General features: G+C 40.8%; 20 protein-coding genes and 1 riboswitch. Of the genes, 15 read left to right on the top strand and 5 right to left on the bottom strand.

The annotated features are described in order from the left end of the window. From DXA07_RS10515 to leuS, 4 genes are all read left to right on the top strand, one after another. A partial coding sequence (locus DXA07_RS10515; RefSeq protein ID WP_118484555.1) for a DUF5057 domain-containing protein occupies positions 1 to 4995 on the top strand: 4995 nt, incomplete at its 5' end. A 226-nt stretch (positions 4996 to 5221) separates the two neighbouring features. Continuing rightward, positions 5222 to 6583 carry a shikimate dehydrogenase gene (gene aroE, locus DXA07_RS10510; protein ID WP_117807376.1) on the top strand — a complete coding sequence of 454 codons (1362 nt, stop codon included), beginning with the start codon at positions 5222 to 5224 and terminating at the stop codon, positions 6581 to 6583. Between the two features lie 215 nt (positions 6584 to 6798). Next, on the top strand, positions 6799 to 7356 hold the full coding sequence (gene efp / locus DXA07_RS10505) for an elongation factor P (protein WP_044946272.1): 558 nt from the start codon (positions 6799 to 6801) through the stop codon (positions 7354 to 7356). Positions 7357 to 7447: 91 nt separating this feature from the next. Further along, entirely contained in the window at positions 7448 to 9865 is a 2418-nt protein-coding gene (leuS, locus tag DXA07_RS10500) for a leucine--tRNA ligase (RefSeq protein WP_021943381.1), read from the top strand. A 218-nt stretch (positions 9866 to 10083) separates the two neighbouring features. Here the strand turns inward: leuS and DXA07_RS10495 are convergent, their stop codons facing one another. After that, positions 10084 to 10341 (bottom strand): hypothetical protein, encoded by a 258-nt coding sequence (locus tag DXA07_RS10495; RefSeq protein WP_117807377.1) that lies wholly within the window; start codon positions 10339 to 10341, stop codon positions 10084 to 10086. Positions 10342 to 10418: 77 nt separating this feature from the next. Continuing rightward, the gene (locus DXA07_RS10490; RefSeq protein WP_117807378.1) at positions 10419 to 11030 is read right to left on the bottom strand and encodes a hypothetical protein; all 612 of its coding nucleotides are present in this window, start codon (positions 11028 to 11030) and stop codon (positions 10419 to 10421) included. A 109-nt stretch (positions 11031 to 11139) separates the two neighbouring features. On the opposite strand from DXA07_RS10490, the gene DXA07_RS13105 reads away from it, so the two are divergent. Next, the gene (locus DXA07_RS13105; protein ID WP_173783371.1) at positions 11140 to 11304 is read left to right on the top strand and encodes a hypothetical protein; all 165 of its coding nucleotides are present in this window, start codon (positions 11140 to 11142) and stop codon (positions 11302 to 11304) included. Here DXA07_RS13105 and DXA07_RS10485 read toward each other — a convergent pair. Further along, on the bottom strand, positions 11301 to 11552 hold the full coding sequence (locus DXA07_RS10485; protein ID WP_117785440.1) for a chorion class high-cysteine HCB protein 13: 252 nt from the start codon (positions 11550 to 11552) through the stop codon (positions 11301 to 11303). The two genes, DXA07_RS13105 and DXA07_RS10485, sit on opposite strands and share 4 nt — an antisense overlap. Before the next feature lie 223 nt (positions 11553 to 11775). On the opposite strand from DXA07_RS10485, the gene DXA07_RS10480 reads away from it, so the two are divergent. The 3 genes from DXA07_RS10480 to DXA07_RS10470 are packed head-to-tail and all read left to right on the top strand — an operon-like array spanning position 11776 to position 14586. Next, positions 11776 to 12762, top strand: a complete 987-nt coding sequence (locus tag DXA07_RS10480; RefSeq protein ID WP_117807379.1) for a hypothetical protein — start codon at positions 11776 to 11778, stop codon at positions 12760 to 12762. After that, entirely contained in the window at positions 12763 to 13653 is an 891-nt protein-coding gene (locus DXA07_RS10475; protein ID WP_117807380.1) for a TPM domain-containing protein, read from the top strand. Between the two features lie 6 nt (positions 13654 to 13659). Then, on the top strand, positions 13660 to 14586 hold the full coding sequence (locus DXA07_RS10470; protein WP_118484553.1) for a hypothetical protein: 927 nt from the start codon (positions 13660 to 13662) through the stop codon (positions 14584 to 14586). Positions 14587 to 14663: 77 nt separating this feature from the next. Here DXA07_RS10470 and DXA07_RS10465 read toward each other — a convergent pair whose 3' ends face one another. Then, positions 14664 to 15080: a hypothetical protein gene (locus DXA07_RS10465; protein ID WP_118484551.1), complete on the bottom strand. Its 417-nt coding sequence runs from the start codon at positions 15078 to 15080 to the stop codon at positions 14664 to 14666. 292 nt (positions 15081 to 15372) lie between these two features. Here DXA07_RS10465 and DXA07_RS10460 point away from each other — a divergent pair, with 292 nt between their 5' ends. The 3 genes from DXA07_RS10460 to DXA07_RS13565 all read left to right on the top strand — a co-directional run bounded on the left by DXA07_RS10460 (position 15373) and on the right by DXA07_RS13565 (position 19406). Continuing rightward, positions 15373 to 17151: a DNA mismatch repair protein MutS gene (locus DXA07_RS10460; RefSeq protein WP_118484549.1), complete on the top strand. Its 1779-nt coding sequence runs from the start codon at positions 15373 to 15375 to the stop codon at positions 17149 to 17151. A gap of 183 nt (positions 17152 to 17334) precedes the next feature. Next, entirely contained in the window at positions 17335 to 19047 is a 1713-nt protein-coding gene (locus tag DXA07_RS10455; protein ID WP_243013743.1) for a hypothetical protein, read from the top strand. A gap of 14 nt (positions 19048 to 19061) precedes the next feature. After that, positions 19062 to 19406 carry a hypothetical protein gene (locus tag DXA07_RS13565; RefSeq protein WP_243013742.1) on the top strand — a complete coding sequence of 115 codons (345 nt, stop codon included), beginning with the start codon at positions 19062 to 19064 and terminating at the stop codon, positions 19404 to 19406. Between the two features lie 136 nt (positions 19407 to 19542). Here DXA07_RS13565 and DXA07_RS10450 read toward each other — a convergent pair whose 3' ends face one another. Beyond that, positions 19543 to 20049 carry a YqeG family HAD IIIA-type phosphatase gene (locus tag DXA07_RS10450; protein WP_117821921.1) on the bottom strand — a complete coding sequence of 169 codons (507 nt, stop codon included), beginning with the start codon at positions 20047 to 20049 and terminating at the stop codon, positions 19543 to 19545. A gap of 123 nt (positions 20050 to 20172) precedes the next feature. Here DXA07_RS10450 and ribD point away from each other — a divergent pair, with 123 nt between their 5' ends. From ribD to ribE, 4 genes are all read left to right on the top strand, one after another. Further along, a complete protein-coding gene (gene ribD / locus DXA07_RS10445; protein ID WP_118484547.1) occupies positions 20173 to 21267 on the top strand; it encodes a bifunctional diaminohydroxyphosphoribosylaminopyrimidine deaminase/5-amino-6-(5-phosphoribosylamino)uracil reductase RibD in 1095 nt (364 codons plus the stop codon). Between the two features lie 33 nt (positions 21268 to 21300). After that, a riboswitch (FMN riboswitch) is annotated at positions 21301 to 21432 on the top strand. Between the two features lie 443 nt (positions 21433 to 21875). Further along, positions 21876 to 22532: a riboflavin synthase gene (locus DXA07_RS10440; RefSeq protein WP_118484545.1), complete on the top strand. Its 657-nt coding sequence runs from the start codon at positions 21876 to 21878 to the stop codon at positions 22530 to 22532. Between the two features lie 29 nt (positions 22533 to 22561). Then, a complete protein-coding gene (locus DXA07_RS10435; RefSeq protein ID WP_117821918.1) occupies positions 22562 to 23758 on the top strand; it encodes a bifunctional 3,4-dihydroxy-2-butanone-4-phosphate synthase/GTP cyclohydrolase II in 1197 nt (398 codons plus the stop codon). Between the two features lie 100 nt (positions 23759 to 23858). Then, a complete protein-coding gene (gene ribE / locus DXA07_RS10430) occupies positions 23859 to 24320 on the top strand; it encodes a 6,7-dimethyl-8-ribityllumazine synthase (RefSeq protein WP_008402941.1) in 462 nt (153 codons plus the stop codon). The last annotated feature ends 21 nt before the right edge of the window (positions 24321 to 24341 follow it).

Genomic DNA, 24341 nt, shown 5'->3' with positions numbered 1-24341 from the left:
ACACCGGCACAGGCGATAATTCCGGGCACAGGTGATAATGCAGGTACAGGCGATAATTCCGGCACAGGCGATAACACCGGCACAGGCGATGGCTCTGATCCGGCAACGAATCCGGATGCAATTACCGAGGATTATGTGATCGGAAGCAATGGCTATGATTTCATCGTTTCTGTAAAGGGAGAAAGCAAAGATGGTGCTTACGACTACACAAATGACTGCGATGAATATAAAGAATATGCAGACAAGTGTACAGCAGATCCGACAAACTATACAACAGATGTATATACAGATGATCTTATCTTTGAGACATCAGAACAGGTATATGCTTATGTAGATGCTCAGTATAAAAAGTATAAAAATGATGTCCTGTTGCCAAAAGTTACAGGAACGAATGTAATTGATTTTACAGAGTATGATTTTATCTTTATTGAATCAGGTGATTATAAAGATGAGATCGGTGATTCAGCATACCAGAAGTTATGTTCAGCAGTAGAAGAGGGTGTGTATGTAATCGCAAGCAGTGAAGCCGGAGACGGTATTGGATCCGGAAACAATAATGGTGGTGGATCAGGTGATCCAGATAAGATTATTATCAACAGTCCATCAGCAAAGGTGATCGCAGATATTATCAATGCCGGTGTATACCGAAGAGGCAGTGATAATAAATTCAGAGTTCTGGAAATTCAGCCGGATTATCCAATTGATGAAGAACTCGCAAGATCTTCATCGGTTAAGAATGGATCCGGTGCATGGACAAATGGTACCAATACACACGGAGAAAAAATCTATGGTAATTATTATACCGTTCCATCGGATGTAGCTGAGGGCTATGCAGTGGAGGAGCTTTCACCGGGCAGTGAGTATTATGATTTTGATCTGACGAAGGCAAAGATTGCATATGCGATCGATGGTATCTCATATTCAGATATTGAGCTTACACAGGTTTCATCAGAGGCACTGATCGGTATGACAGATGATATCGCTGCTACATATGACCTTGTATATATCGGTGGAGATATCAGCGCTCTGGACAGAGATCTGAGTAAGATATACGATTCCAGTGTATTTGCTTATATCGGACCAAGCGCAGAACAGTTAGTATCCGCAATTCCTACATTTGTTATGTATTACCATACAGGTGTTCTGAAGGAGATGGGTGGTACCGGTTCTTACAAGATGACAAGATCAATCACAGGTTCTGAGCTTATGGCAACACCGGTGATTGGCTCAACAAAGTATAAGACAACATATGTTGTTGAAAATGGTAATGACCTGACAAAGAATAAGTATGATGAGCTTGTATCTTACGTTAATCTTGGAAGACCGATCATGGTTGGCAATGAACTGACTTCGGTATTTGAAAAGGTAAATGGAACAGATGCAGACGGCAATGGTCTTACAGATGCGCAGAAGAGTCAGGGCTACTGGTATAATGCAGGCAAGCTGGAAAGAAAGAACTTCTATCTGGATCCATCATCCAGAATGTATGACCTTTTGAATGTGATCAATAACAGAAGATCCAAAGGAACAAATGTATTATGGGGCGTAGATGCAACCGATACACAGAAGATTGATAATTCAAATAAGCAGTATGGTGATACACTGTACACTTATAAGATTGCTGAAAAGCAGACAATGCTTGATTCAGAGGCACAGCAGAAGACATGGTATAAGGATGCAACAGATGAGACGGCTATCAAGTCGTATGCAACAGTATTCTCAGAGGATACAAATGCAGCGATTAACAATCTTGTTAAACAGTCTACATCAAGAGCGCGTCTTACAGTTACAAGTGCACCGGTTGAATATTCAGAGGGTATTACAAGCACATATCTGAAGACAACCAATTTATCATTTACCTTCTCTGTAGCAGGATCGGAAAAGAGTTATAAATATTCAATCTGTATTGACAAGAATAAGAATACACAGTTTGATCATGATAAGACGATTGACTATTATGTAACAGGTGATATAGATACATCAACAGGAACATCCGGTTCTGCAGTAAAGAATAAGACAGTAAATGTTGCACTGGATCAGGATTTCTTCGGTTCTGCATACTGGCAGATCCTTATTATGGATAGTAAGGATAATATCATTGCAGAAGAGCGTGGTATCTGCAAGATCGTAAACAACACAGACGGAATCAGTGATATCAATGTTTTACAGGTTCAGACCATGTCAGAAGGACAGGGAGCAACATCCTGGGGAGCAACAGATACATTGTACTTTGATATTCAGTCACAGACAGCACATAAGATTCTGAAGTATAACACCTATGCAAATCAGACAGCACTTGATACAGCAGATGTTGCACAGTATAAATGTCTGGGACGTCATGAGAATCGTTTTGGTATCGTTCCATATGACACAGATCTGTTCTATGGTTCACAGAAGGGTAATGATGATTATCTTTCAAATTTTGCAGATACCTTAGCAGAGGATTACGATATCAGTCTTGATATGGTAGTAGCTTCAGCTGATAAAGCTGCCTTTACAACAAAGGATAATCAGGCAGACACATATGACTGTCTGGATACCTGGGTAGAAGAGGCAGATAAGCTGGAGAATGGCGGTACAGTAGAAGGTAGAAACAAGAAGCAGTATGCAACAGATGCAACAATTGCTTTGGCAGCTTATAACAAATATGTATCTGAGACCGTTAAGCCAAAAGAAGACCTGGATAGCTACATCAAGGGTGCTATTCAGTCCTTACAGGGCACATATACAGGTTCTACAAATTATGGAGCAAGAGGTACTTATAATACGTTCCTTGGTGGTTTCAAGTCATCTGTTTCAAACAGTGACCTGATCGATCTCCTTAATTATACGATCGATACCGGTGAGTACTATATGGTATTCTGGCCTGTATACAGTACAAATACAGATATTACATTTGCCAGCGGAAAGATTTCATCTACAATGTTCGGCAGTGAATTTGTAGAACTGTATGAGAAGTACAGAGATGCAAAGGATAAAGAATTAGATGCATTAGATGTGTATAAGAAAGATTTAAGACGTTCTTATGGTAAAAATTTCATGAAGAAGCAGTATTCAATTCTGGTTCTTGGTCCATCCGATTCTTTTGGTGGATTCAAGGTAGACTTGAAGCAGCGTACTTGTGAATACATTCTGGATTATGTATCAAATGGTGGAGATTTATTCTTCTTCCATGACACAATGACACCGTATGCAGATGCAGGTGCTGTTAATCTGACAAAGTCATTACTTGATATTGTTGGAATGAACAGATTCCATGTAGATCTTACAAATAATGCCAATACATATGAGGTCGTAAATGATGGATATGTAACAGGTGTTACGCAGGAAGGTCTTGTAAAGGGTACATTGACAGAGGATGGATATATCTATACAAAACAGAATTCATCAGGTACTCCGGCCGGAATGGTAAAGGGTACATTGACAGAAGATGGATATATTTATGAACCGGAAACATACGGAACAACGCATGACTGGAAGGGCCCATTGAATGGCTGGGAAAAAGATAAGGTTTATATGGATGTATCAGCAGGATATAGCCGTACATTCTATAAGAAGGCAGCTACAGCAGGTTCCACAGGATATATTTATCAGGATGCAGTAACATATGACCAATATTCATATATCAACGACTGGGGCGGTGTAGATACCGGATATTTTACAAAGACAGAAGCAAAGGCTGGAACCTCAGGATACATTTATCAGGAGGGCGGCAAGCCAACGTATTCAGACAAGAATACATCACTGGCATACAAGTCGGAGGACGCTGACCTGTATTATCTTACACCATATGTAAATAATTCAATCGCAGGAAAGAGTCTTGTAAACAGTATTAATGCTAATATGACACAGATCGCATCCAGCTATAACAAGGTTGGAAACATTGGAATGTATGTAAGTGCATTGTCAATGACCAGTTTGTACTATGATAAGAATGGTGGCGGTGGTGCAACATACACCTTACCATATGTATATGCACAGAGTGATTTCCAGAGTGCGACAGCATGGTCAGCATCATCAACAGCTGATCAGTCAGCAAATTCACAGACTGTAAAGGCAAAACAGTTAAATGAAGGTCTGATCACATTGTATCCATACAAGATTGGTGATTCCCTGAATATTTCAGGTACACATCAGCAGGTATATGCACTTGATCTGGAAGCAGGCGATGTAACTGTATGGTATACACTGGCAGGTTCTAACAACTCAAGTGATGCGAAGAAGAGATCATCCCTGTATGCAGCAGATCCATATGATGGAATGGAGAACTACTACATCTACACAACATCTTATGGTAACGGAGCAATTACATACTGTGGAGCCGGTCATGGATCGGTTACAGGTCCTACAACAAGAAATAATGATGAAAGAAAGCTCTTCATCAACGTTATTGTAAACAGTGCAGAAGCAGTAAAGGAAAAACCTACATTATATGTTTATGATCCTGATACAGATTTCAAGAAAGAAATGGCAAAGGACGAAGAGATATCTGAGTCAATTGGTAAGACCGTATATTTGGATGAAGTAGCAGATAAGACAACATCACCGGAATTCGACTTCAAGATCAATGTTCCAAATGATGTAACAGTGGATGCAATTAACGTATACTATGATCTGGATTATGATGATACAGATATGGCAAACAATCGTCCAGCATATGCAGAGGGTACAGATCGTATGATCTGGAATACACCGGCATCCGATAAGGAAAAAGCAGGCATTGTGGAAGATAGTGCATCGACAAAGAAGATACAGATTAAGGATAAGTTTACAGATTCCAATAACCTGAAGCCAACAGATGAACTGTTCGCACCATATGGTGGAAACTACACCTACATAGTTGTAGAAGTATACTACAATGGTAAGACAAAACCGATCTATACAATGATCAAGGTAAAAGCATCTGATCCATTGTTCAATCTGACACAATCAGATAGTGCAATTCAGGTTGCAGCAAATGATGTAGCTTATACGAAAAAATTTGTATTGGCTTAACAAATATAAGAATTGACAAACAATCTTATATATTACAAGGCGGGCAGTAATGTCCGCCTTATTTCTGTATATTTGGAATAATTCTTGTAAGAACAAACAGAAGATGCTACTATGTTAATGTTTCCTTTTTATTACATAATGCGGTGAGAGGACATATGTATATGAGCGGAAGAAAGAGAAAAAATAAGCCATTTTGGTTAAGACAGATCATAAGGAGAAGAGGTAAATGATGATAGATGGAAAGACAAGAACGCTTGGTCTGTTAGGAGATCCGGTAGAGCATACAATGTCGCCGCTGATCCACAATACATTAAGTGAAACACTTGGACTAAATAATGTGTATGTACCATTTCACACAAAAGCAGAAGACCTTGGAGAGGCAGTGAAAGGAGCTTATGCACTGAATATTCTGGGCTTAAATGTGACTGTACCGCATAAGAATGAGGTTATGAAATATTTGTCAGAGCTGGATGAAGGGGCACAGGCGATCGGTGCTGCTAATACCCTGGTGCGGACAGAAAATGGATATAAAGGCTATAATACGGATATGCTGGGGCTTCTTCGTGAGGTGAGATCTTATGGAGTAGAACTTGATGCGCATGATGTCATTATTTTAGGAGCCGGCGGAGCTGCAAAGGCTGTAGCCTATATGTGTGGGGCAAATGGAGCAGGACATGTATATATCTTAAACCGTACGGTATCGAAAGCACAGGCAATCGCAGATCATATGAATGATTTCTTTGGAAAGCAGAATATGACTGCTATGAGCATTCAAGACTATCACAAACTTCCGGAGAAAAAATATATTGTATTCCAGTCAACTTCAAAGGGCCTGTATCCGCATATTGATGAGGTGATAATTGAAGATCCGGCATTTTACCAGATGGTATCAGTGGGAATTGATCTGATCTATAAACCATTCTGTACCAGATTTATGTCTTTGTGCAGACAGGCAGGAGCAAAGAGTTATAATGGTCTGAAGATGCTGTTATATCAAGGAATAATTGCATATGAACTGTGGAATGATATATCGGTGGATGAGAAAACAGCAGATATGATCTATCAGAAACTGTTGAAAAAAACACGGGATAATATTATTTTGACAGGATTTATGGGATCCGGAAAGACAACAGTTGGACAGCTTTTATCTGAAAAATATGGATATACATTTATAGATACTGACCAGTATATAGAAGAAAAATGTGGCTGTACGATCGCAGAATTATTCAGTAAAAAGGGCGAAGCATATTTCAGACAATTGGAGACAGATACATTAAAAGAATTAAATACGTCATTGACACACGCGGTACTTTCGACCGGCGGAGGACTTCCGCTTCGAGAGGAGAATGCTGTAGAGCTTGCAACTCTTGGAACAGTCGTTTATTTACAGATCACTCCGGAAGAAGTCATATCACGATTATCCGGTGACAACACCAGACCACTTCTGGCAGGCGGAAATCCGGAACATAAGGTACGCGATCTCTTAACCTACCGCACCCCGTTATATGAACGTGCGGCAGATCTGACAATCCCTGTCACAGAATTGACTCCTGAGCATATAGTGGAAGAAATAATAAGCAAAATATAGTATAAACTATGTACTTAATTAAAAGCAAAAAGTAATACGCAATGTTTTGTTTTTAAAATAATAGAGCGTAAGCGACTTATGAAAGAGACATATCACGGCCACCAATCGTCCCGGAATCCGTGAATTGGTAAAAAGTAGTTGAAATATTCTGTAGAATATTATAAAATGTCACAAGAAGTTCATATCTTAAGGAGGAAAAGAAAATTATGGCAGAGATGATCTCAGCAGGTGATTTCAGAAATGGTGTTACGATTGAATTTGAAGGAAATATTTATCAGATTATAGAGTTCCAGCATGTAAAGCCTGGTAAAGGTGCTGCATTTGTAAGAACAAAGCTTAAGAATATCAAGAGTGGTGGTGTTGTAGAAAAGACATTCCGTCCAACAGAGAAGTGCGAGAAGGCTCATATCGAAAGAAAAGATATGCAGTATCTGTACAATGATGGTGATCTTTACTACTTCATGGATCCGGAGACATACGATCAGATTCCATTGAATAAAGCAGCAATCGGAGATGCATTAAAGTTCGTTAAGGAGAACGAGATCTGTAAGCTTGTTTCCCATAATGGTTCTGTATTTGGTGTAGAGCCACCATTATTTGTAGAATTACTGATCACAGAGTGCGAGCCTGGTGTAAAGGGTGATACAGCTACAGGTGCTACAAAGCCTTGTGTAGTTGAGACAGGAGCAACACTCTATGTTCCTTTATTTGTAAATGAAGGAGATACGATCAAGATCGATACACGTACAGGCGAGTATCTTTCAAGAGTTTAATTCGATCAGAATATAAGAGAGATAGTAGGAGCTGGTCATATATGATTAGGCTCCTATTACACTTTACAAACATTTTTCAGGAGGAAATGACATGGCAACAGCATATAATCATAAAGTTGTTGAGAAGAAGTGGCAGAAGGTCTGGGATGATAACAAGGCTTTTGCTGCAACAGATGATTACAGTAAACCAAAATATTACGCATTAGTTGAGTTCCCATATCCATCCGGACAGGGACTTCATGTTGGTCATCCAAGACCATATACAGCACTCGATATTGTAGCCAGAAAGAGAAGAATGCAGGGCTATAATGTTCTTTATCCAATGGGTTGGGATGCATTTGGACTTCCGACCGAGAATTATGCGATCAAGAACAAGATCCATCCAAAGGAAGTAACAAAGAATAACGTAGCAAGATTTAAGGCACAGCTTCATTCCCTTGGATATTCATTTGACTGGGATCGTGAGATCAATACAACGGATCCGGAATATTACAAATGGACACAGTGGATCTTCCTGAAGTTATTCAAGGCAGGTCTGGCATATAAGAAAGAAATGCCGATCAACTGGTGTACATCCTGTAAGGTTGGTCTTGCAAATGAGGAAGTTGTAAATGGTGTCTGTGAGCGTTGTGGTGCACCGGTTGTCCGTAAGGTCAAATCTGAATGGATGTTAAAGATCACAGAATATGCAGATAAGCTGATCGAAGGTCTCGATACTGTTGATTATATTGAGCGTGTGAAGGTATCACAGAAGAATTGGATCGGACGTTCTACAGGTGCAGAAGTGGATTTCCAGATCAAAGGAAAAGAAGATAAGCTTCGTATCTACACAACCAGATGTGATACATTATTTGGAGCAACCTATATGGTTGTATCACCGGAGCATCCATTGCTTGATAAATATAAAGATGAGATCAAGAACTGGTCTGAGATCGAAAGCTACAGAGAGCAGGCTGCCAGAAAGTCTGATTTTGAGCGCTCTGAGCTTGCAAAGGATAAGACCGGTGTAGCTATTGATGGTCTGGTAGCAATCAATCCTGTAAATGAGAAAGAGATCCCGATCTGGGTATCCGATTATGTACTGATGTCATATGGTACAGGTGCGATCATGGCGGTTCCTGCACATGACGAAAGAGACTGGGAATTTGCAAAGAAATTCAATCTGCCGCTGATTCAGGTTGTAGCAAAGGATGGAGAAGAAGTAGATATCAATGAAGCAGCATTTACAGATGTTGCAACAGGTGTTCTGATCAATTCCGGCTTCTTAAATGGTTTACAGGTAAAAGATGCAAAAGAGAAGATGATCGAGTTCCTGGAAGAAAAGAAAATCGGTAAGGCAAAAGTTAATTATAAGCTCCGTGACTGGGTTTTCTCCCGTCAGAGATACTGGGGCGAGCCAATTCCGATCATTCATTGTGATAAATGTGGCTATGTACCTCTTGATGAAAGTGAACTTCCGCTGATGCTTCCGGAGGTAGAGAGCTATATGCCAACGGATAATGGAGAATCTCCACTTGCAGCTATGACGGATTGGGTAAATGTGAAGTGCCCATGTTGTGGAGGTCCTGCAAAGCGTGAGACAGATACCATGCCTCAGTGGGCTGGTTCATCGTGGTATTTCTTGAGATACACGGATCCAAAGAATACAGAGGCACTTGCAAGCAAGGAAGCATTAAAATACTGGCTGCCGGTTGACTGGTACAATGGTGGTATGGAGCATACAACACTTCATCTGCTTTATTCCAGATTCTGGCATAAATTCCTGTATGATCAGGGCGTTGTTCCTACACCGGAACCATATCAGAAGCGTACTTCCCATGGTATGATCCTTGGTGAGAATGGCGAGAAGATGAGTAAGTCCAGAGGAAATGTTGTAAATCCGGATGATATTGTAAATGCATATGGTGCAGATACATTAAGAACATATGAGATGTTCATTGGAGCCTTTGATCTTGCTGCATCATGGTCAGATGATGGTGTAAAGGGATGTCGTCGTTTCCTTGAGAGAGTATGGAAACTGCAGGATATCGTAGTAGATGGTGATGCTTACTCTAAGGATATGGAGACAAAGATGCATCAGACGATTAAGAAGGTTTCAACTGACTTTGAGAATCTGAAGTATAATACAGCTATTGCTGCTATGATGGCACTTGTAAATGATTTCTATAAGAAGAATGCAGTGACAAAGGGTGAGATGAAGACACTCCTTACATTATTGAATCCGGTTGCACCACATATCACAGAGGAAATGTGGAGTATTCTTGGTTACGATGGATATCTTTATCAGGCATCATGGCCAACATTTGATGAGGCAAAGACTGTTGAGTCTACAGTAGAGATTGCAGTCCAGATCAATGGTAAGATGAAAGCAACTCTTTCAATCAATAAGGCTGATCCAAAGGATGATGTTATTGCAAAGGCAAAAGAAGCTATCGCAGACAAGCTGACTGGCAATATCGTAAAAGAAATTTATGTACCGGGAAGAATTGTAAACATTGTGATGAAATAAATCTGTCAAGCAAATAAGCAGTGTGCCTGCAAGGCAGGCAAAGCTGCTTATTTATTTGACGGAAAAAACAACATAAGCATGTAGAGCGGATGCTCGGAATGCGCATGTTGTGGGATGATTTCGGGAGTTCGAAGAACGTAGAAATCATATTATTTCATAAATATAAATACAAAATAAGCAGTGTGCCTGCAAGGCAGGTAAAGCTGCTTATTTATATTTTACAGGAAATTACGGAACATGGCGATCTTCTGGCGTTCAGCAGGGGAAGCCTGTTCCATCATAATATCCATGATGAGCTTGGATTCCTCTTTTGAGAAAGAAAGATTACGTTTTTGAAGCTCCCGGTTTAACTGCATGATCTGAGGAAGCATCTGTTCCATAGTAGCATTGTGGGAACCGTTTGCAAGTTCCAGAATAATCTGACGTTTCAGGGGCATAAGGTTTTTCAGACGGGGATCGTTTTCAAATTGATTCATGGCAATGGATCGTCCTTTCTGTTTTATAGGATTTATTTTGATTCCGGTTATATGTATTTATAATCTATAATGACCGGTCAGGTTGCAGACCGGGTGTTCGTGTCGTATTCCTGTAACAACTGCATGATGTGATCTATGGAATTGTCGCTATGTTGGGATAATGATTGATCAGTCGTACTGGTATTTTTCGTGTTTTCATGTGTGGAGGAATCGTGAATTTTCTCATCTGTTCTGTTCCCCTGTATGGACGGATTATTATTTGTATATTCTGTATCTGTGGATATAGATGTGTTATCCGGCTCAGCTTGAACGGTTTGGTCATAAGACTGGAAAATGCTTTGAAAATCCGAAAACTCAGAATCGGTCCGGTTCATGGCATTCATAACCTGCATCATATTCATTGCCTGCTGCATATTTTTCATCTGATCGGCGATATCCGGAAAGCCACACTGGGCCAGCGATGCCAGAATATCATTTTGATTATGAAGATCACGGTTGAAATCACACTGACGGATATAGGACTGATTGTTGATCACACGCATGATCTGTTGGAGTTCCATCATTTTCAGATAGATAACGAGTGGCATGCGCATAGGTCCTTCCACAAAGGGTAGGATTGCTTCCAGAAGAAACAGACGGTCATCCGATATTAATTTGTCAAGTGGATGGGAGTGTGGAATCTGATTCATGGAAACCTCCTTATGAGTACTGTGATACGGATGTTTCCGGATGGTTAGCCGGTTACCCGTTTTCTGTTATAAGTTTCATAGTGTTATTTATGAATAGTCAGGTGTAATTATGCATAATAAACAGAAAATGGATGCTGCAAGAATAACCGGAACTGCCAGCGGTAAGGCATGGGACAATTCCGGTAGCATGCTTGTTATATTGGTGAAATGGTCACTGATCGCATTTCATATGTTCCCGCATCATTTTGAAATGAAAGGGAATGGTTGCTGTTAGCATCCACAGCCACAACCGCAGTCATTTCCATTGCCGCATCCACCACAGCAGCAAAGGAGAATCAGGATGATCCAGATGCAGTCACAGCCATTACTTCCGCCGCCACAGCCACAGTCATTTCCAAAACCATTTCCGCAGCAGGAGAAGAGAAGAAGAAGGATGATGATGCAAGAGCAGCTGCTGCCTCCACCAAAACCAAACATTCCATTTTTTCCACAACCGCACTGTGTTGCTGATAAATCACTCATGGTAAATACCTCCAATTTTCTTTATGCTATAGAGTATTCCGGGGAAAGACAAATGTGACAAAAATACAAAAACAATATACGAAAAAACCATAGATATGATATAATGATGAAAAATCGCTTGCTTGCAAGGGACGATTTTTCGAATGCATAGAATGTGCGAAGCACATGATATAATGAACGCAAAAGCGCTTATAAAGGGGTAAAAACAGGAGGAGATAACAGTATGATTTATAAATGTGTAAACTGTGGTGGAAATGTTGTATTTGATCCACAAAGTGGACATATGAAATGTCTAAGCTGTGGCGGAAGTGACTGTGAGCAGAGTATACCGTCGGAGACACCGATGATCTGTCCGTCCTGCGGATCACAGATCACATATCGGAATGAATATGGTTCAGCAGGAAAATGTCCAGCCTGTGGTACATTTCTGATCAGAGATGACTTTGTGGTGTATCCGTATGGACCGGATATGATCCTGCCATTTAAGTTTTCAAAACGTCTTGCAGAAGAGAAACTAAAGGAAGAATTTGGAAAGAAGTTATTCCTGCCAGCGGACTTTTTATCGACAAAGACACTGGAAAAGCTTCGCGGAGTATATGTTCCATTCTGGATATATGATTTTGATTCCAATGTTGATTATACCGCAATAGGTACGAAGGTGCGGACATGGACATCCGGAGATACGAGATACACGGAGACATCTTATTTTGATGTATACCGGAAATTGCATATCAAATACAACGGAATTCCGGTTGATGCATCAGTCGAGATGCCGGATGGAATTATGGACCTGATGGAGCCTTATGGATATGATGCGCTGTTAAAGCATGATAATAAGTTCATGTCAGGCTTTGAGGCAGAGGTTTATAATTATACCCCAGATCAGTTATCCGGACGTGCGGTTAAAAAGATCAACGATACATCCATGGAGTGGGCAAAAAGTGAAGCCAGCGGATATCATTCGTTGTTGACTAAAAACATGAATGCCAATAATCAGTTGCTTGGAAATAAATTTGCTTTGATGCCGGTGTGGATTTATGAATACCGGTATCAAGGACAGAATTACATGTTTTATGTAAATGGTCAGACTGGAAAGTGTGTTGGAACTCCGCCAAGAAGTGTCAGCCGTGCAATCGGACTGACAGCAGCATTTGCTGCATCGGTTGCGGCTTGTGCCAGTGGAATTGCTATGCTTCTGGAGGTGTTGTAAATGAAAAAATTCAGGATAACAGTTCTTATATTATTTGCGATCGGTATTGTATTTATGATCATGGGACTGATCGTTTCAAACAGCAATCTGAAGCATGATGCACGGAGTAATACGGAATGCAGGACAGATCAGCGTGTGTTTGATTATGCAGATAAACTGACAGGCAATGAGGAACGGTCACTGGAAAAAAAGATTGCAAAATGGGAAGACAAAACAGGCATGGATATCGTTGTAATGACGATCGATAATGCACAGGCACAGAGTATGTTCGGTACTTATATGGACGATACTTATTATGAAGAATTTGAGGCAATCAAGACAGTTGCCAAGAGTTTTAGTGAGCAGGAACGCTTTGGTTGGGAAAACTGGGAATACAACCCACAAAGTAACCGGAGCACCAGCGATGGCTATGTACCAAGCGACAGCATCATTATAGCTGCAAATTATGAAGCTGGTGATGTATGGATGAGCACAACAGGAACAAGAGTCAGAGCAAGGATCAGTGATTCCAAAGCATCCAGCCTAACAGAGAAAGGTGGCAAGTACCTGAGAGAGGATGCAGAGAAGGGGTTTGCAACTATGATCCAGGGGGCGGTACAGTGTATGAAGAGCTCCAGTGGTGGCGGTCTGAAGATTCCCCCATTTTATATTGTGATTCTGGTGCTGATCTGTGGAGCTATATTCTTTATAACGAATATGTCAAAGAAGGCAGGCGAAACGACAACTAATCTGAATACATATGTAAATGGAAATGTGCAGGTACTGGACAGAAGGGATATATTTGTCCGCAAGGAAGTTACCAGTGTTAAGATCGAATCATCCAGCAGCGGCGGAGGCGGCAGCAGCGGTGGAGGAGGCGGCAGCCACGGTGGTGGCGGAAGCCATTTTTAAAACGAAATGCTAGAGAACAAGAAGTTAAATATATTATTATTAAAGAATACAGGAATGTCATTACTGCCTACGATCGTGATCATGTTGCTGATCGTTGGCGGTATGCGGCATTTTCATCTGTTGAATAATCTGGATTTTTATCATGTGGATGATCCGCAGCAATTAGGAGTCTTATATGACGCAGGCACCACTAATGTAGAAATGCGGTTTCAGAAGCTGACCTATATGGGATACGATTATGAGATAGATGGAGAACGGGTAGGCGGTTATTATTATGTCTGGGTAAATGGTAAATTTATGGTTGTTCTGCTTGACAGTGATGAGACGATCATCTGTGATTATCTGGTGCAGGGACAGTTGAAGAAGGATCCTGCGGCATATAACTATATATTGTCAGAATGTGCGGAGAGTGTAGGAATCGAACAGCAGCAGTTAGAGACTATCACATACGATTATCTGATCAGTGAGGTGGATTATCCAAAGACATTTTATATGATCGTAAAGGTAGCGTTGATCATTGCATTTGCAGTGATTATATTATCGATCATTGAGGGAATTGTATACTGGTTTTATCCATGGAAGCATCCACAGATCCGTCAGATGAAAGGATATCGTGACAAGAAGCTGTTAACAGGAGATATTAACCGTCAGTTGCATGATGCACTGGTTTATGAAACAGGAAATTGTTATGTGACCAGAAAATATCTGGTAATCTGGAGCCCATTCCGGACGGATATCATTGTGCTGCGGGATATCGATGTGGTTTCCCGGCATAAGGAAACAAAGAAAATACTGCCATGGATGCCGCCGCGGGATGTGTACAAGCTGATCATTTCAAATGCAAATGGTACAATATTTGAGCATGATTTTCATGATGAGAAGATCCTGGATACAATATTGCCATATATACAAAAGAAAAAACGGGACAGATAGGATAACACAGTGGAGTGTTACTGGGTCTGCCCCGTTTTTTAATAGCTATACTGCAAAGCAATCATTTGGTGATGTGCTTATACATCCAGTTTGTCCTGTTCTTCGATCACATCGAGATCCTCTGATACATCGGATAAGCCTTCATTTTCATAAAGAATCGGGCTTTCAATTTCTTCTGTAACAGTGGCTGCTTCTTCAGTGGAATGTTCTGTTCCCTCCGGTTTGGCATTATCTGCCGAAATGTCAGAGGTGTTTTCTGACTGCTGATCGATTGTTCCTTCCACAGGAGCATCATCTAAAGAGAAATAATTACGCTCCGGTTCTTCCTTTGCAGGCATTTTTTCTTTGATCGTATTTTTTACTTTCTCTACCTTGTCATCCATATCCAATGACTGGTATACAGTAGAATTTTTAATCTTATCCCGGAATACATAGCAAACACCGCCGATCGCAGCGATCGTAGCAGCGGCTTTGAATAATTTACCTTTTCCCATAATACATAATCTCCTTTATATATGATGTAAAGTCGTTATAAATAACGTTTCCATAATTTTAATATGTATACACGGAAAAAGCAAGAAAACAATGATAAACAAAAAGGAAATGCAGGCAGATTTCACGAACTTTTAACATTTGCCTGATAAGATGAAGTATGCTATAGTTTTGAAAGATATATGATCGTATATTGATCAGCGTGAGGATTTTCCTGGAAGAGGATTGAAAGGACATATATGAAGATAAAATTAAGAACAAATAAAAATAGCAGAGATCAGAGGGGGAAGGAAAATGGGTCGATTTAAGACAGAGTTAGAAGATTTAAAAAAGAGACAGAAGGAGCTGGAACATAGTTATTCCAATATTGGGACAATCCGGTTCCTGATGTTCCTTGTGATGCTGGGCGGACTGATCGTCGGACTATATGATTCCAATATACCGTTTCTTGCAGTAGGTATCGTGGCTGTCGTTATTTTTGTACTGCTGGTGTTCCGGCATGGTAAGCTGAATGAGGAACTGGAATATACGAAAGCAAAGGTGATCGTATATGAGCGGTATATGAAACGTTATGATGATAGTTGGAAGGGGTTCGCAGAAGATGGCTCCGAGTATCTGACCGATGATGATCTTGTAGCAAAGGATCTGGATATTATGGGAAAGAATTCCATCTATCAGTTTATCTGTGTGGCAGGAACAGAGGATGGCAGGCAGATGCTTGCTGAAACGTTAAGACAGCCTGAATTTGCGGCAGAGGACAGAACGAAACGTCAGATCGCGATACAGGAGCTTGCAGAGAAGCATGACTTCTCCATGGACTTTGAGACATTGTGTGTGAAGTCAGAAACCGGAAAGAAGAAAAAATATTCATCCGATGAATTTGTTGCCTATTGTACCAGTGATGATCATATACCGGAGATTTTCCAAGTGCTTCGTTTTCTGCTTCCGTTGATAACGATCGTGCTTCTAATTCTGGGTATTCTGGGAAAAGTCAATCTGGGATATTCCCTGATCTCCTTTTTTGTAGTTTTGCTGTTTGCATGGATCACATCAGGTGTTGCAGGACAGGCGGTTATGCCGATGATCTCATTTGGATATGTGATCAATGACTATATCCGGATGTTTGAACTGGTCTCCGGTGAAACATTTGATTCAGAGTTGTTGAATGATATCAAGAATACAATCTCTACAGATTCCGGAGCACTGAATGCTGTAAAGAAGCTGGAGCGTATCAGCGCAGCATTCAATATCCGTTATAATCCAATCGTACATCAGGTATTATGTGGATTGTTTTTATGGGATTTTCATCTTGGAATTATGATGGATAAGTGGAGAGACCAGTATGGCAGTCAGGTGAAGGACTGGATCCATGCGATTTCAAGAATGGAGGAATTGTTATCCTTTGCAGTACTTGCCCGTACCAGAGAGGTGTCCTATCCGGAGGTGACAAGACATGAGAAAGTAGAAGTATCAGCAGAAAATCTGCGTCACCCGTTGATCGATCCGTCGAAGGTAGTTCCAAATGATGCAGCCTTTAAAGGGGGAGCTACGATCATTACCGGTTCTAACATGTCCGGCAAGACAACATTTTTACGAACCCTTGGCATCAACCTGATCCTTGCATATGCCGGAGCTCCGGTATGCGCAGAGAAAATGCATGCAGATTACATGAAGATATTTACATCCATGCGCGTGACGGATGATGTCAGTAATGGTATATCAACCTTTTATGCAGAGATACTCCGGATCAAGTCGATGGTTGAATATAAGAAGAATGAAATGCCGATGTTATGTCTGATCGATGAGATATTTAAAGGTACAAATTCGGCAGACCGTATTGTAGGAGCAACCCAGGTGATCCGAAAGCTGTCGGATGATCATTCCATGACACTTGTATCTACGCACGATTTTGAACTGTGTGAGCTGAAGAGTGAGAGCGGGGCGCCGGCAGCAAATTATCATTTTGAGGAGTACTATGAAGGTGATCAGTTAAAGTTTGATTATAAGAAGAAGGATGGCAGATGTACAACGACAAATGCGATGGCAATCCTTCATATGGCAGGACTTGATTAGTAAATACTGACAAAACGATTTTCAATTCATAGGATTTGTATTTTCAGCAATTATGCACAATGACGATTTGTAGAAATTACCAAAAACTGATTGAAGAGTAAAATGTTTTGTGATATAGTTATAAATATGAAGGAAATTTTATCGAAAGCATACAAAGAATAGACAAAAAAGGAGGAATAGAATATGCTACCAGCTAACATTGCATCAGACAATGATAATAATGTTCTATCCATAGCAGCATCCAATAACAAAGGATTACTGATCAGATTTTTGAACGAGCAGGTTGAGGACGGTTTTTATGCACTTGTTATTGATTATCTGAAAGACAGTAATTTTGATTTATCATCCATGATGGTTGATGATGAAGTAAAGGCTCAGTGTACAAAGTTATATGAGCTTGCTGAATTCGTTGATTTTAATATTAAGGCAACCGGACGTTATGAGATTGAAGAGTGGATAGAGCCATTATTCAAATTTATTTATGGTGATATTGATCCATCAGACATCGATGCGCCTATCAGTGCAACTGGTATTTACAGATACAGCATTTGGCTGATCTATCTGTATCAGACAGAGAAGTTCCCGGAGGCTATGCGGCTGATCGGTGAGCGTATCGCACCATTACTTATCAATGTAAGTTATCAGATCTTAGAGGATGACGACAGACCAAAGAACTTTGATAAGGCAGTGATGGGATATCTGGATCTGATCAATGTTGTAATGGAGATGGGACTCCCACTTTCATCAGCAAAATCAGATGCATACATTAACAATCTGGAAGTTCTCTTTGACTATGTAGTGGAAGATCCACATGTTGGAAATGATTATAAGATTCAGTTCAGCATTGGTTTGTTTAATGCATATATCAATGACAAGAATTATGGAAAAGCATTTGAATTCTACGGATTAAATGCAGAATACATTCCAATTGACAATCTTGCGGTATATGAGAATTTCAAGGAGCTGATTCGTAACTGTAACAGTGCACAGAGTACAAGTGTACTGTCCAGAAGCGTTGTATCTGCTATCTCCAAGCAGGAGATTTACAACAAGAGGATCGATACTCTTCTTGCTGAGGTTTCAGGATTTATCAAGAAGGTATACAAATATATCGAGGATGAACCGGAGATGAAGAAGAATCTTCAGACACTTGGAACCGGTTCCCAGTTGAATGGCAAGACAAATATCTTTGAAGGTCTGTATGAATATAACCTTGTATTCTACGAATGTGGTATCAAGGCAATCGTAAATCAGGATATGTCAACACGTTCATGGGAAGAAAAGTATGAGATGCTTGAACTTCTCTATACAACATTAAATGTTGTATTTGACGGATACAATGTATATGAGATTTCAAATAAGATCGAGCATCAGTACATTGAATTAACATGGATCAATAATTATGTAAATGCAAATCCAAATCTTCTGAAGCAGTTCTTCAGTGTAAAGGAAAAGATCAAGGCATTTAAGGTTCGTAAGAATTCAATCCTTGAGAAGAGCAAGACCAACTACGAGATCAAGAAGATGATCGACGACAGACAGAAGCACCTGTTATTTATGGCTGCTGAAGATATGATCGTTAATGGACTTGGCGGTGGTAAGCTGCAGATCATCAGCTCAGGATATGATTTGAATACGGCAAAGAAGTATTTACAGGAAACTTATGCAAAGATTGTATTGCCTGCAAAGTACGGTCAGGAGACACAGACATCCGGTGGTGGTTTCTTCGGAAAGAACAAAGGCTCAGCGGCTGATGCAGATCTTGCAAGATTACTGCGTGATGCATCTGTAGAAGAAATGTTGTGTAAGTCTGAATGGTTATGGAATCAGCATAATGATAAGGCCTTGAGAAGCCAACTGCAGAAGAAGCAACTTATGCTGTTGCATGTCTTGTAAAAGTAATTCACAGAATGCTTGACAAGAAGGGAACTTCAAAGGCTGCAAGCTCTCCGAATAAGAAGGTAATCATTACCAAGACAGGTAAGGTTATCGAGTTATCTGATGAATCAGGTCAGGCACCTGTAAAGCAGCAGGAGTCCGGTGTGATTGAAGCAATTGATAACATCGTAGTTCTTCTGAAAGACAAGTCGGAAGAAAATGTAAAATATGTAAAGGCGTATATCGAAGATCTGTTAAATGCACTGATGAAGACAAAGTGGGACAAAGATACCATGCTGTCACAGTTTGATGCAGAAGAGCTTCGTGCAAAATCCTTCCAGGTAATCAAACGTCTGAATATGGATATGTTAGTTTAGTATAAAAGCTTAGACAATAAGAGCAAATAAAAAGAGGTATACATTCCAGATGAAAAACTTAGATCTGAAATGTATACCTCTTTATTGTTAGAAAAATGAGAACTGATACTATTATTATGGAACAAGCCTGCCTGATTTACCGTACAATCTGATGTTTTTTCAGGTAGGAATGCAAAATCCATTTTTCAGGGATCCGCTTCAGGACAATTTGGATCTCTTCTTTTTTGTCGATGGGCATCACTAACAGTGAAGTGATACCGGTGTTATTTGCGCCCCAGAGATCTGTAAACAACTGATCGCCGACAAAGAGGGTATTTGCTGTATCAGTACCAAGAAGCTGCATGGCCTTCTGGTAACCGGTGCGTTTGGGCTTTCCGGCTTTATAGATGTACTTTACATCCAAAGGCTTGTTGAATTCCGCAACTCTGGGCTCTTTGTTATTGGATACCAGACAGATACCAAATCCGATCTCTTTTAACTTCTGGATCAGTCTGATTGCTTCTTCTGTTGCCGGAGCATTATGGGGAACAAGGGTATTGTCGATGTCAAATAAGATGCCGCGATAGCCCTTTTTATAATATTCGGCAAAATCAATGACATAGGTTGATGTATAATATTCTGATGGATAAAATTTCTGAAACATGTTAAACTCCAATAGTATAAGATAGTAAAATTATAAATAGTGTAAAACGGATTTGTCAAGAAATATACAGGAAGTATATAAGAAACAGATAATTGTCAGATAGGAAATACGAGGTTAGACAGTATGCAGGAAACATATATGAGGAGAGCCATTGAATTGGCAAAAAAAGGAATCGGAGCGGTAAATCCGAATCCGCTGGTTGGAGCAGTGATCGTAAAGAATGGGCGGATTATTGGTGAGGGATATCACAGAAGATACGGAGAGCTTCATGCGGAGAGGGATGCATTTGCACATTTGACAGAGGACGCAGCGGGCGCGGAAATGTATGTGACGCTGGAGCCCTGCTGCCACTATGGCAAACAGCCTCCGTGCGTGAATGCGATCATCGAGCATAAGATCAGCAGAGTCTATGTCGGATCAGATGACCCGAATGCGCTTGTATCTGGAAAGGGATATCAGATACTACGGGATGCAGGAATTGAAGTTATCACACATGTATTAAAAGAAGAATGTGACAGCCTGAATCCGGTATTTTTCCATTATATTGTAAATAAGACACCATATGTCGTAATGAAATATGCAATGACTATGGATGGGAAGATTGCAACATACAGTGGAAAGAGTAAATGGATCACCGGCGAAGAAGCAAGAGCCCATGTAATGGAGCAGAGAAATGCACTTACAGGTATCATGGTCGGAAGCGAGACGGTGATAAAAGATGATCCGTCGCTTACCTGCAGGATAGAGGGAGGAAGAAATCCGGTTCGAATTATCTGCGACAGCAGACTTCGGATTTCAATGGATTCCCAGATCGTTAGAACAGCATCGGAAGTACCGACGATTCTTGCAACCATACAGTCAGAGGATCAGGCAGATAAGAAGCAGAAGCTGATCGGGGCAGGTGTTGAGATCATCGAGACGGAGAGTGTGGATGGTCATGTGGATCTGCAGGAACTGATGAAACAGCTCGGAGCAAGAAATATAGACGGAATTCTGCTTGAAGGTGGAGGCACTTTAAATGAAAGTGCATTAAAAGCAGGCATTGTAAAAGAGGTCGATGTCTATATAGCACCGAAGATTTTTGGTGGAAGTGCAGGCTATACGCCGGTCGGTGGTGTGGGAGTAGAATCACCGGCAGAAGCCTATCCGTTTGCGCTTGGTTCCATTCAGAGGTTTGGAGCAGATATTATGCTTCAGTATTTTCAGATAACAGCTTGACAAACATAACAAACTGTGCCAATATAACCATGTTGAAGTCTTCAGGGCGGGGCTCATTTCCCCACCGGCGGTATACATAGTAATCTATGTGAGCCCGCGAGCCGTAAGGCATGATTTGGTGAGAATCCAAAGCCGACAGTAAAGTCTGGATGAAAGAAGAATGCAGAGAGAATTTCAATAGCAAATTGAAATTAAAACATGAATACGGACATGATGGAATGTGTAGTTGAATGTTTTACAATATGCTGTTGAATGAAAAAATATTAAAGAAATCTGCAGCAACATTTCATAACAAATAACCCGCCGGAGACATAGTTCTCTGGCTTTTTTTATGTTAAGTTATATAGGAACTTAACATGTTAAAAGAAGTAATTCAACGAGTAAGTTGTTAATTAATTAGGTTGACAGTTTTTTTGTAAATAGTCAGTTTGTTACTCCATTGATCTTGTGTAGTAAACCTTTTTTCATGTCGGTCCTTAACGAACTGCAAAGGGCAGTGAGTTTAGTACCGTTACATGAAAATAGAGCGCAAGCGTTTTACGGAACAAGAGTCAATGGGGTGACGAAATGACTGTTTGCAAAAAAACGTCCCCGAAAAGGAGGCAGTCATGTTCACAGGCATTGTGGAAGAGACAGGCACGATTAAGAAGATAGAAAAAGGCACATCATCCGGTCGCCTGACCATAGAGGCAGATAAGGTTCTGCAGGGAAGCGAGATCGGTGACAGCATAGCTGTCAATGGGGTATGCCTGACGATCACAGGAATGTCGGGGCATTTGTTTACGGCAGATGTGATGGCAGAGACGATAAGAAGAAGCAATCTCGGAACCTTAAGCTCCGGCAGCAGGGTAAATCTGGAACGGGCGATGGCGGCAGATGGAAGATTTGGTGGACATATCGTATCCGGACATATCGACGGAACCGGGGTGATCACAGAGTACACTAGAGAAGAAAATGCAATCTGGGTGACAATAACATGTGATAAAAAGCTGTTAAAGTATATCATCGAGAAGGGATCGATTACGATCGATGGAATCAGCCTGACGGTTGCTTATGTCGATGATTGCTGCTTCAAGGTTTCGATCATCCCACATACGGCGGAGGAGACAACGCTGATCCGCAGGCAGACCGGAGCAGTGGTCAATCTGGAAAACGATGTGATTGGCAAATATGTAGATAAGCTGCTCCATTTTAAAGACAAAGAAGAACCGGATGCAGGGAAAAAAGTAGATATGAATTTTCTGGCAGAAAATGGATTCTTATAAAATAAATGTTCCTATGGAGGTAAAGACAGATGGAATTAAACAGTATAGAAGAAGTATTAGTAGATCTGGCAGCCGGTAAGGTGGTCGTTATGCTCGATAACGAAGACAGAGAGAACGAAGGAGATGTCATTTGCGCATCTGAATTCGCGACCACGGAGAATGTGAACTTTATGGCAAAATATGCAAGAGGTCTGATCTGTATGCCGATGGATGATTCTTATGTGGAGAAATTAAATCTTCCGCAGATGTGCATCACAAATACAGATAATCATTGTACTGCATTTACAGTTTCTGTTGATCATGTAAGCACTACAACCGGAATCTCAGCGTATGAGCGTGGCATTACAGCCAGAAAGTTCGTAGAAGAAGCTGCAAAGCCGGAGGATTTCCGCAGACCGGGTCATATGTTCCCATTACGCGCTGTTCCGGGCGGAGTGATTGAACGAGGCGGACATACAGAGGCAACGGTTGATCTGTGCAGACTTGCAGGCTTGAAGCCATGTGGTCTGTGCTGTGAGATCATGAAGGATGATGGTACAATGGCAAGAAAAGATGATCTGCTTGCATTTGCCAAGGAGCATAACCTGAAGATCTCCACGATCGAAAAGTTAGTTCAGTATCGTAAGGAACATGAAGTATTTGTAGAATGTGTAGCAAAGGCAAAGATGCCAACCAGATATGGGGAGTTCACGATCTATGGATATATCAATAAATTAAATGGCGAACATCATGTGGCACTGGTAAAGGGTGATATCACGGATGGCGAGCCGGTATTATGCAGAGTTCATTCCGAATGTCTGACCGGAGATGCACTTGGTTCAGCCCGTTGTGACTGTGGCCAGCAGTATGATGCAGCGATGAAGATGATCGCAAAGGAAGGCAGAGGCGTGCTTCTGTACATGAGACAGGAAGGACGTGGGATCGGTCTGATCAATAAGATCAAAGCATATCAGTTACAGGATCAGGGTTTAGATACCGTAGAGGCAAATCTGAAGCTTGGCTTCCCTGAAGATGCAAGAGATTACACGATTGGAACACAGATCTTAGTAGACCTTGGTGTCAGAAAGATGAGACTGCTTACGAACAATCCATTAAAGGTATATGGTTTGTCAGGATACAATCTTGAGATTGTGGAACGAGTACCGATCCAGATGCAGCCGGGCAAATTTGATGCATTTTATCTGAAGACAAAGAAAGAAAAGATGGGTCATATACTTGATCTGTAAAGCCATATGGACTGGGAATTATATGCATAATGATTTAGTGGTAACAGAGAATAAGCAATTGTAAATATTGAGATCGAATCAATAACAGGAGGATAATAAAATGAAGAAGATTGAAGGAATGATCGTAGCAAATGGTGCCAAGATCGGTATTGTAGCAGCAAGATTTAATGAATTTATCGTATCAAAACTGGTAAGCGGTGCAGAGGATGCATTATTACGTCACAGCGTAAATCCGGATGACATATCTGTTGCATGGGTCCCGGGAGCATTTGAGATTCCGGTTGTAGCCAAGAAGATGGCGATGTCAGGAAAATATGATGCAGTGATCTGCCTTGGAGCAGTTATCCGTGGAGCAACCAGTCATTATGATTATGTATGTAATGAAGTATCCAAGGGAATCGCATCTGTTTCACTTGAATCCGGTATTCCTGTTATGTTCGGTGTTGTAACAACAGAGAATATTGAGCAGGCAATCGAGCGTGCCGGAACAAAGGCAGGTAACAAGGGTTACGATTGTGCAATGGGCGCACTTGAGATGATTGACTTGATGAAGCAGTTATAAAAATTGCATAGCATAAACGAG

It is taken from the genome of Clostridium sp. AM54-37XD (assembly GCF_003478225.1).
Classification (GTDB): Bacteria; Bacillota; Clostridia; order Lachnospirales; family Lachnospiraceae; genus Coprococcus; species Coprococcus ammoniilyticus.
This window is presented reverse-complemented; position numbering and strand designations above follow the sequence as displayed.

What these genes read in the sequence shown, in the direction of transcription:
- DXA07_RS10450 (WP_117821921.1), bottom strand. Translation starts at nt 20,049, where the DNA reads ATGTTTCAGAAATTTTATCCATCAGAATATTATACATCAACCTATGTC.
- ribD (WP_118484547.1), top strand. Translation starts at nt 20,173, where the DNA reads ATGCAGGAAACATATATGAGGAGAGCCATTGAATTGGCAAAAAAAGGA.
- leuS (WP_021943381.1), top strand. Translation starts at nt 7,448, where the DNA reads ATGGCAACAGCATATAATCATAAAGTTGTTGAGAAGAAGTGGCAGAAG.
- DXA07_RS10460 (WP_118484549.1), top strand. Translation starts at nt 15,373, where the DNA reads ATGGGTCGATTTAAGACAGAGTTAGAAGATTTAAAAAAGAGACAGAAG.
- DXA07_RS10495 (WP_117807377.1), bottom strand. Translation starts at nt 10,341, where the DNA reads ATGAATCAATTTGAAAACGATCCCCGTCTGAAAAACCTTATGCCCCTG.
- DXA07_RS10440 (WP_118484545.1), top strand. Translation starts at nt 21,876, where the DNA reads ATGTTCACAGGCATTGTGGAAGAGACAGGCACGATTAAGAAGATAGAA.
- DXA07_RS10475 (WP_117807380.1), top strand. Translation starts at nt 12,763, where the DNA reads ATGAAAAAATTCAGGATAACAGTTCTTATATTATTTGCGATCGGTATT.
- DXA07_RS10485 (WP_117785440.1), bottom strand. Translation starts at nt 11,552, where the DNA reads ATGAGTGATTTATCAGCAACACAGTGCGGTTGTGGAAAAAATGGAATG.
- DXA07_RS13565 (WP_243013742.1), top strand. Translation starts at nt 19,062, where the DNA reads ATGCTTGACAAGAAGGGAACTTCAAAGGCTGCAAGCTCTCCGAATAAG.
- DXA07_RS10470 (WP_118484553.1), top strand. Translation starts at nt 13,660, where the DNA reads ATGCTAGAGAACAAGAAGTTAAATATATTATTATTAAAGAATACAGGA.
- DXA07_RS10490 (WP_117807378.1), bottom strand. Translation starts at nt 11,030, where the DNA reads ATGAATCAGATTCCACACTCCCATCCACTTGACAAATTAATATCGGAT.
- aroE (WP_117807376.1), top strand. Translation starts at nt 5,222, where the DNA reads ATGATGATAGATGGAAAGACAAGAACGCTTGGTCTGTTAGGAGATCCG.
- efp (WP_044946272.1), top strand. Translation starts at nt 6,799, where the DNA reads ATGATCTCAGCAGGTGATTTCAGAAATGGTGTTACGATTGAATTTGAA.
- ribE (WP_008402941.1), top strand. Translation starts at nt 23,859, where the DNA reads ATGAAGAAGATTGAAGGAATGATCGTAGCAAATGGTGCCAAGATCGGT.
- DXA07_RS10435 (WP_117821918.1), top strand. Translation starts at nt 22,562, where the DNA reads ATGGAATTAAACAGTATAGAAGAAGTATTAGTAGATCTGGCAGCCGGT.
- DXA07_RS10480 (WP_117807379.1), top strand. Translation starts at nt 11,776, where the DNA reads ATGATTTATAAATGTGTAAACTGTGGTGGAAATGTTGTATTTGATCCA.
- DXA07_RS10455 (WP_243013743.1), top strand. Translation starts at nt 17,335, where the DNA reads ATGCTACCAGCTAACATTGCATCAGACAATGATAATAATGTTCTATCC.
- DXA07_RS13105 (WP_173783371.1), top strand. Translation starts at nt 11,140, where the DNA reads ATGCATAATAAACAGAAAATGGATGCTGCAAGAATAACCGGAACTGCC.
- DXA07_RS10465 (WP_118484551.1), bottom strand. Translation starts at nt 15,080, where the DNA reads ATGGGAAAAGGTAAATTATTCAAAGCCGCTGCTACGATCGCTGCGATC.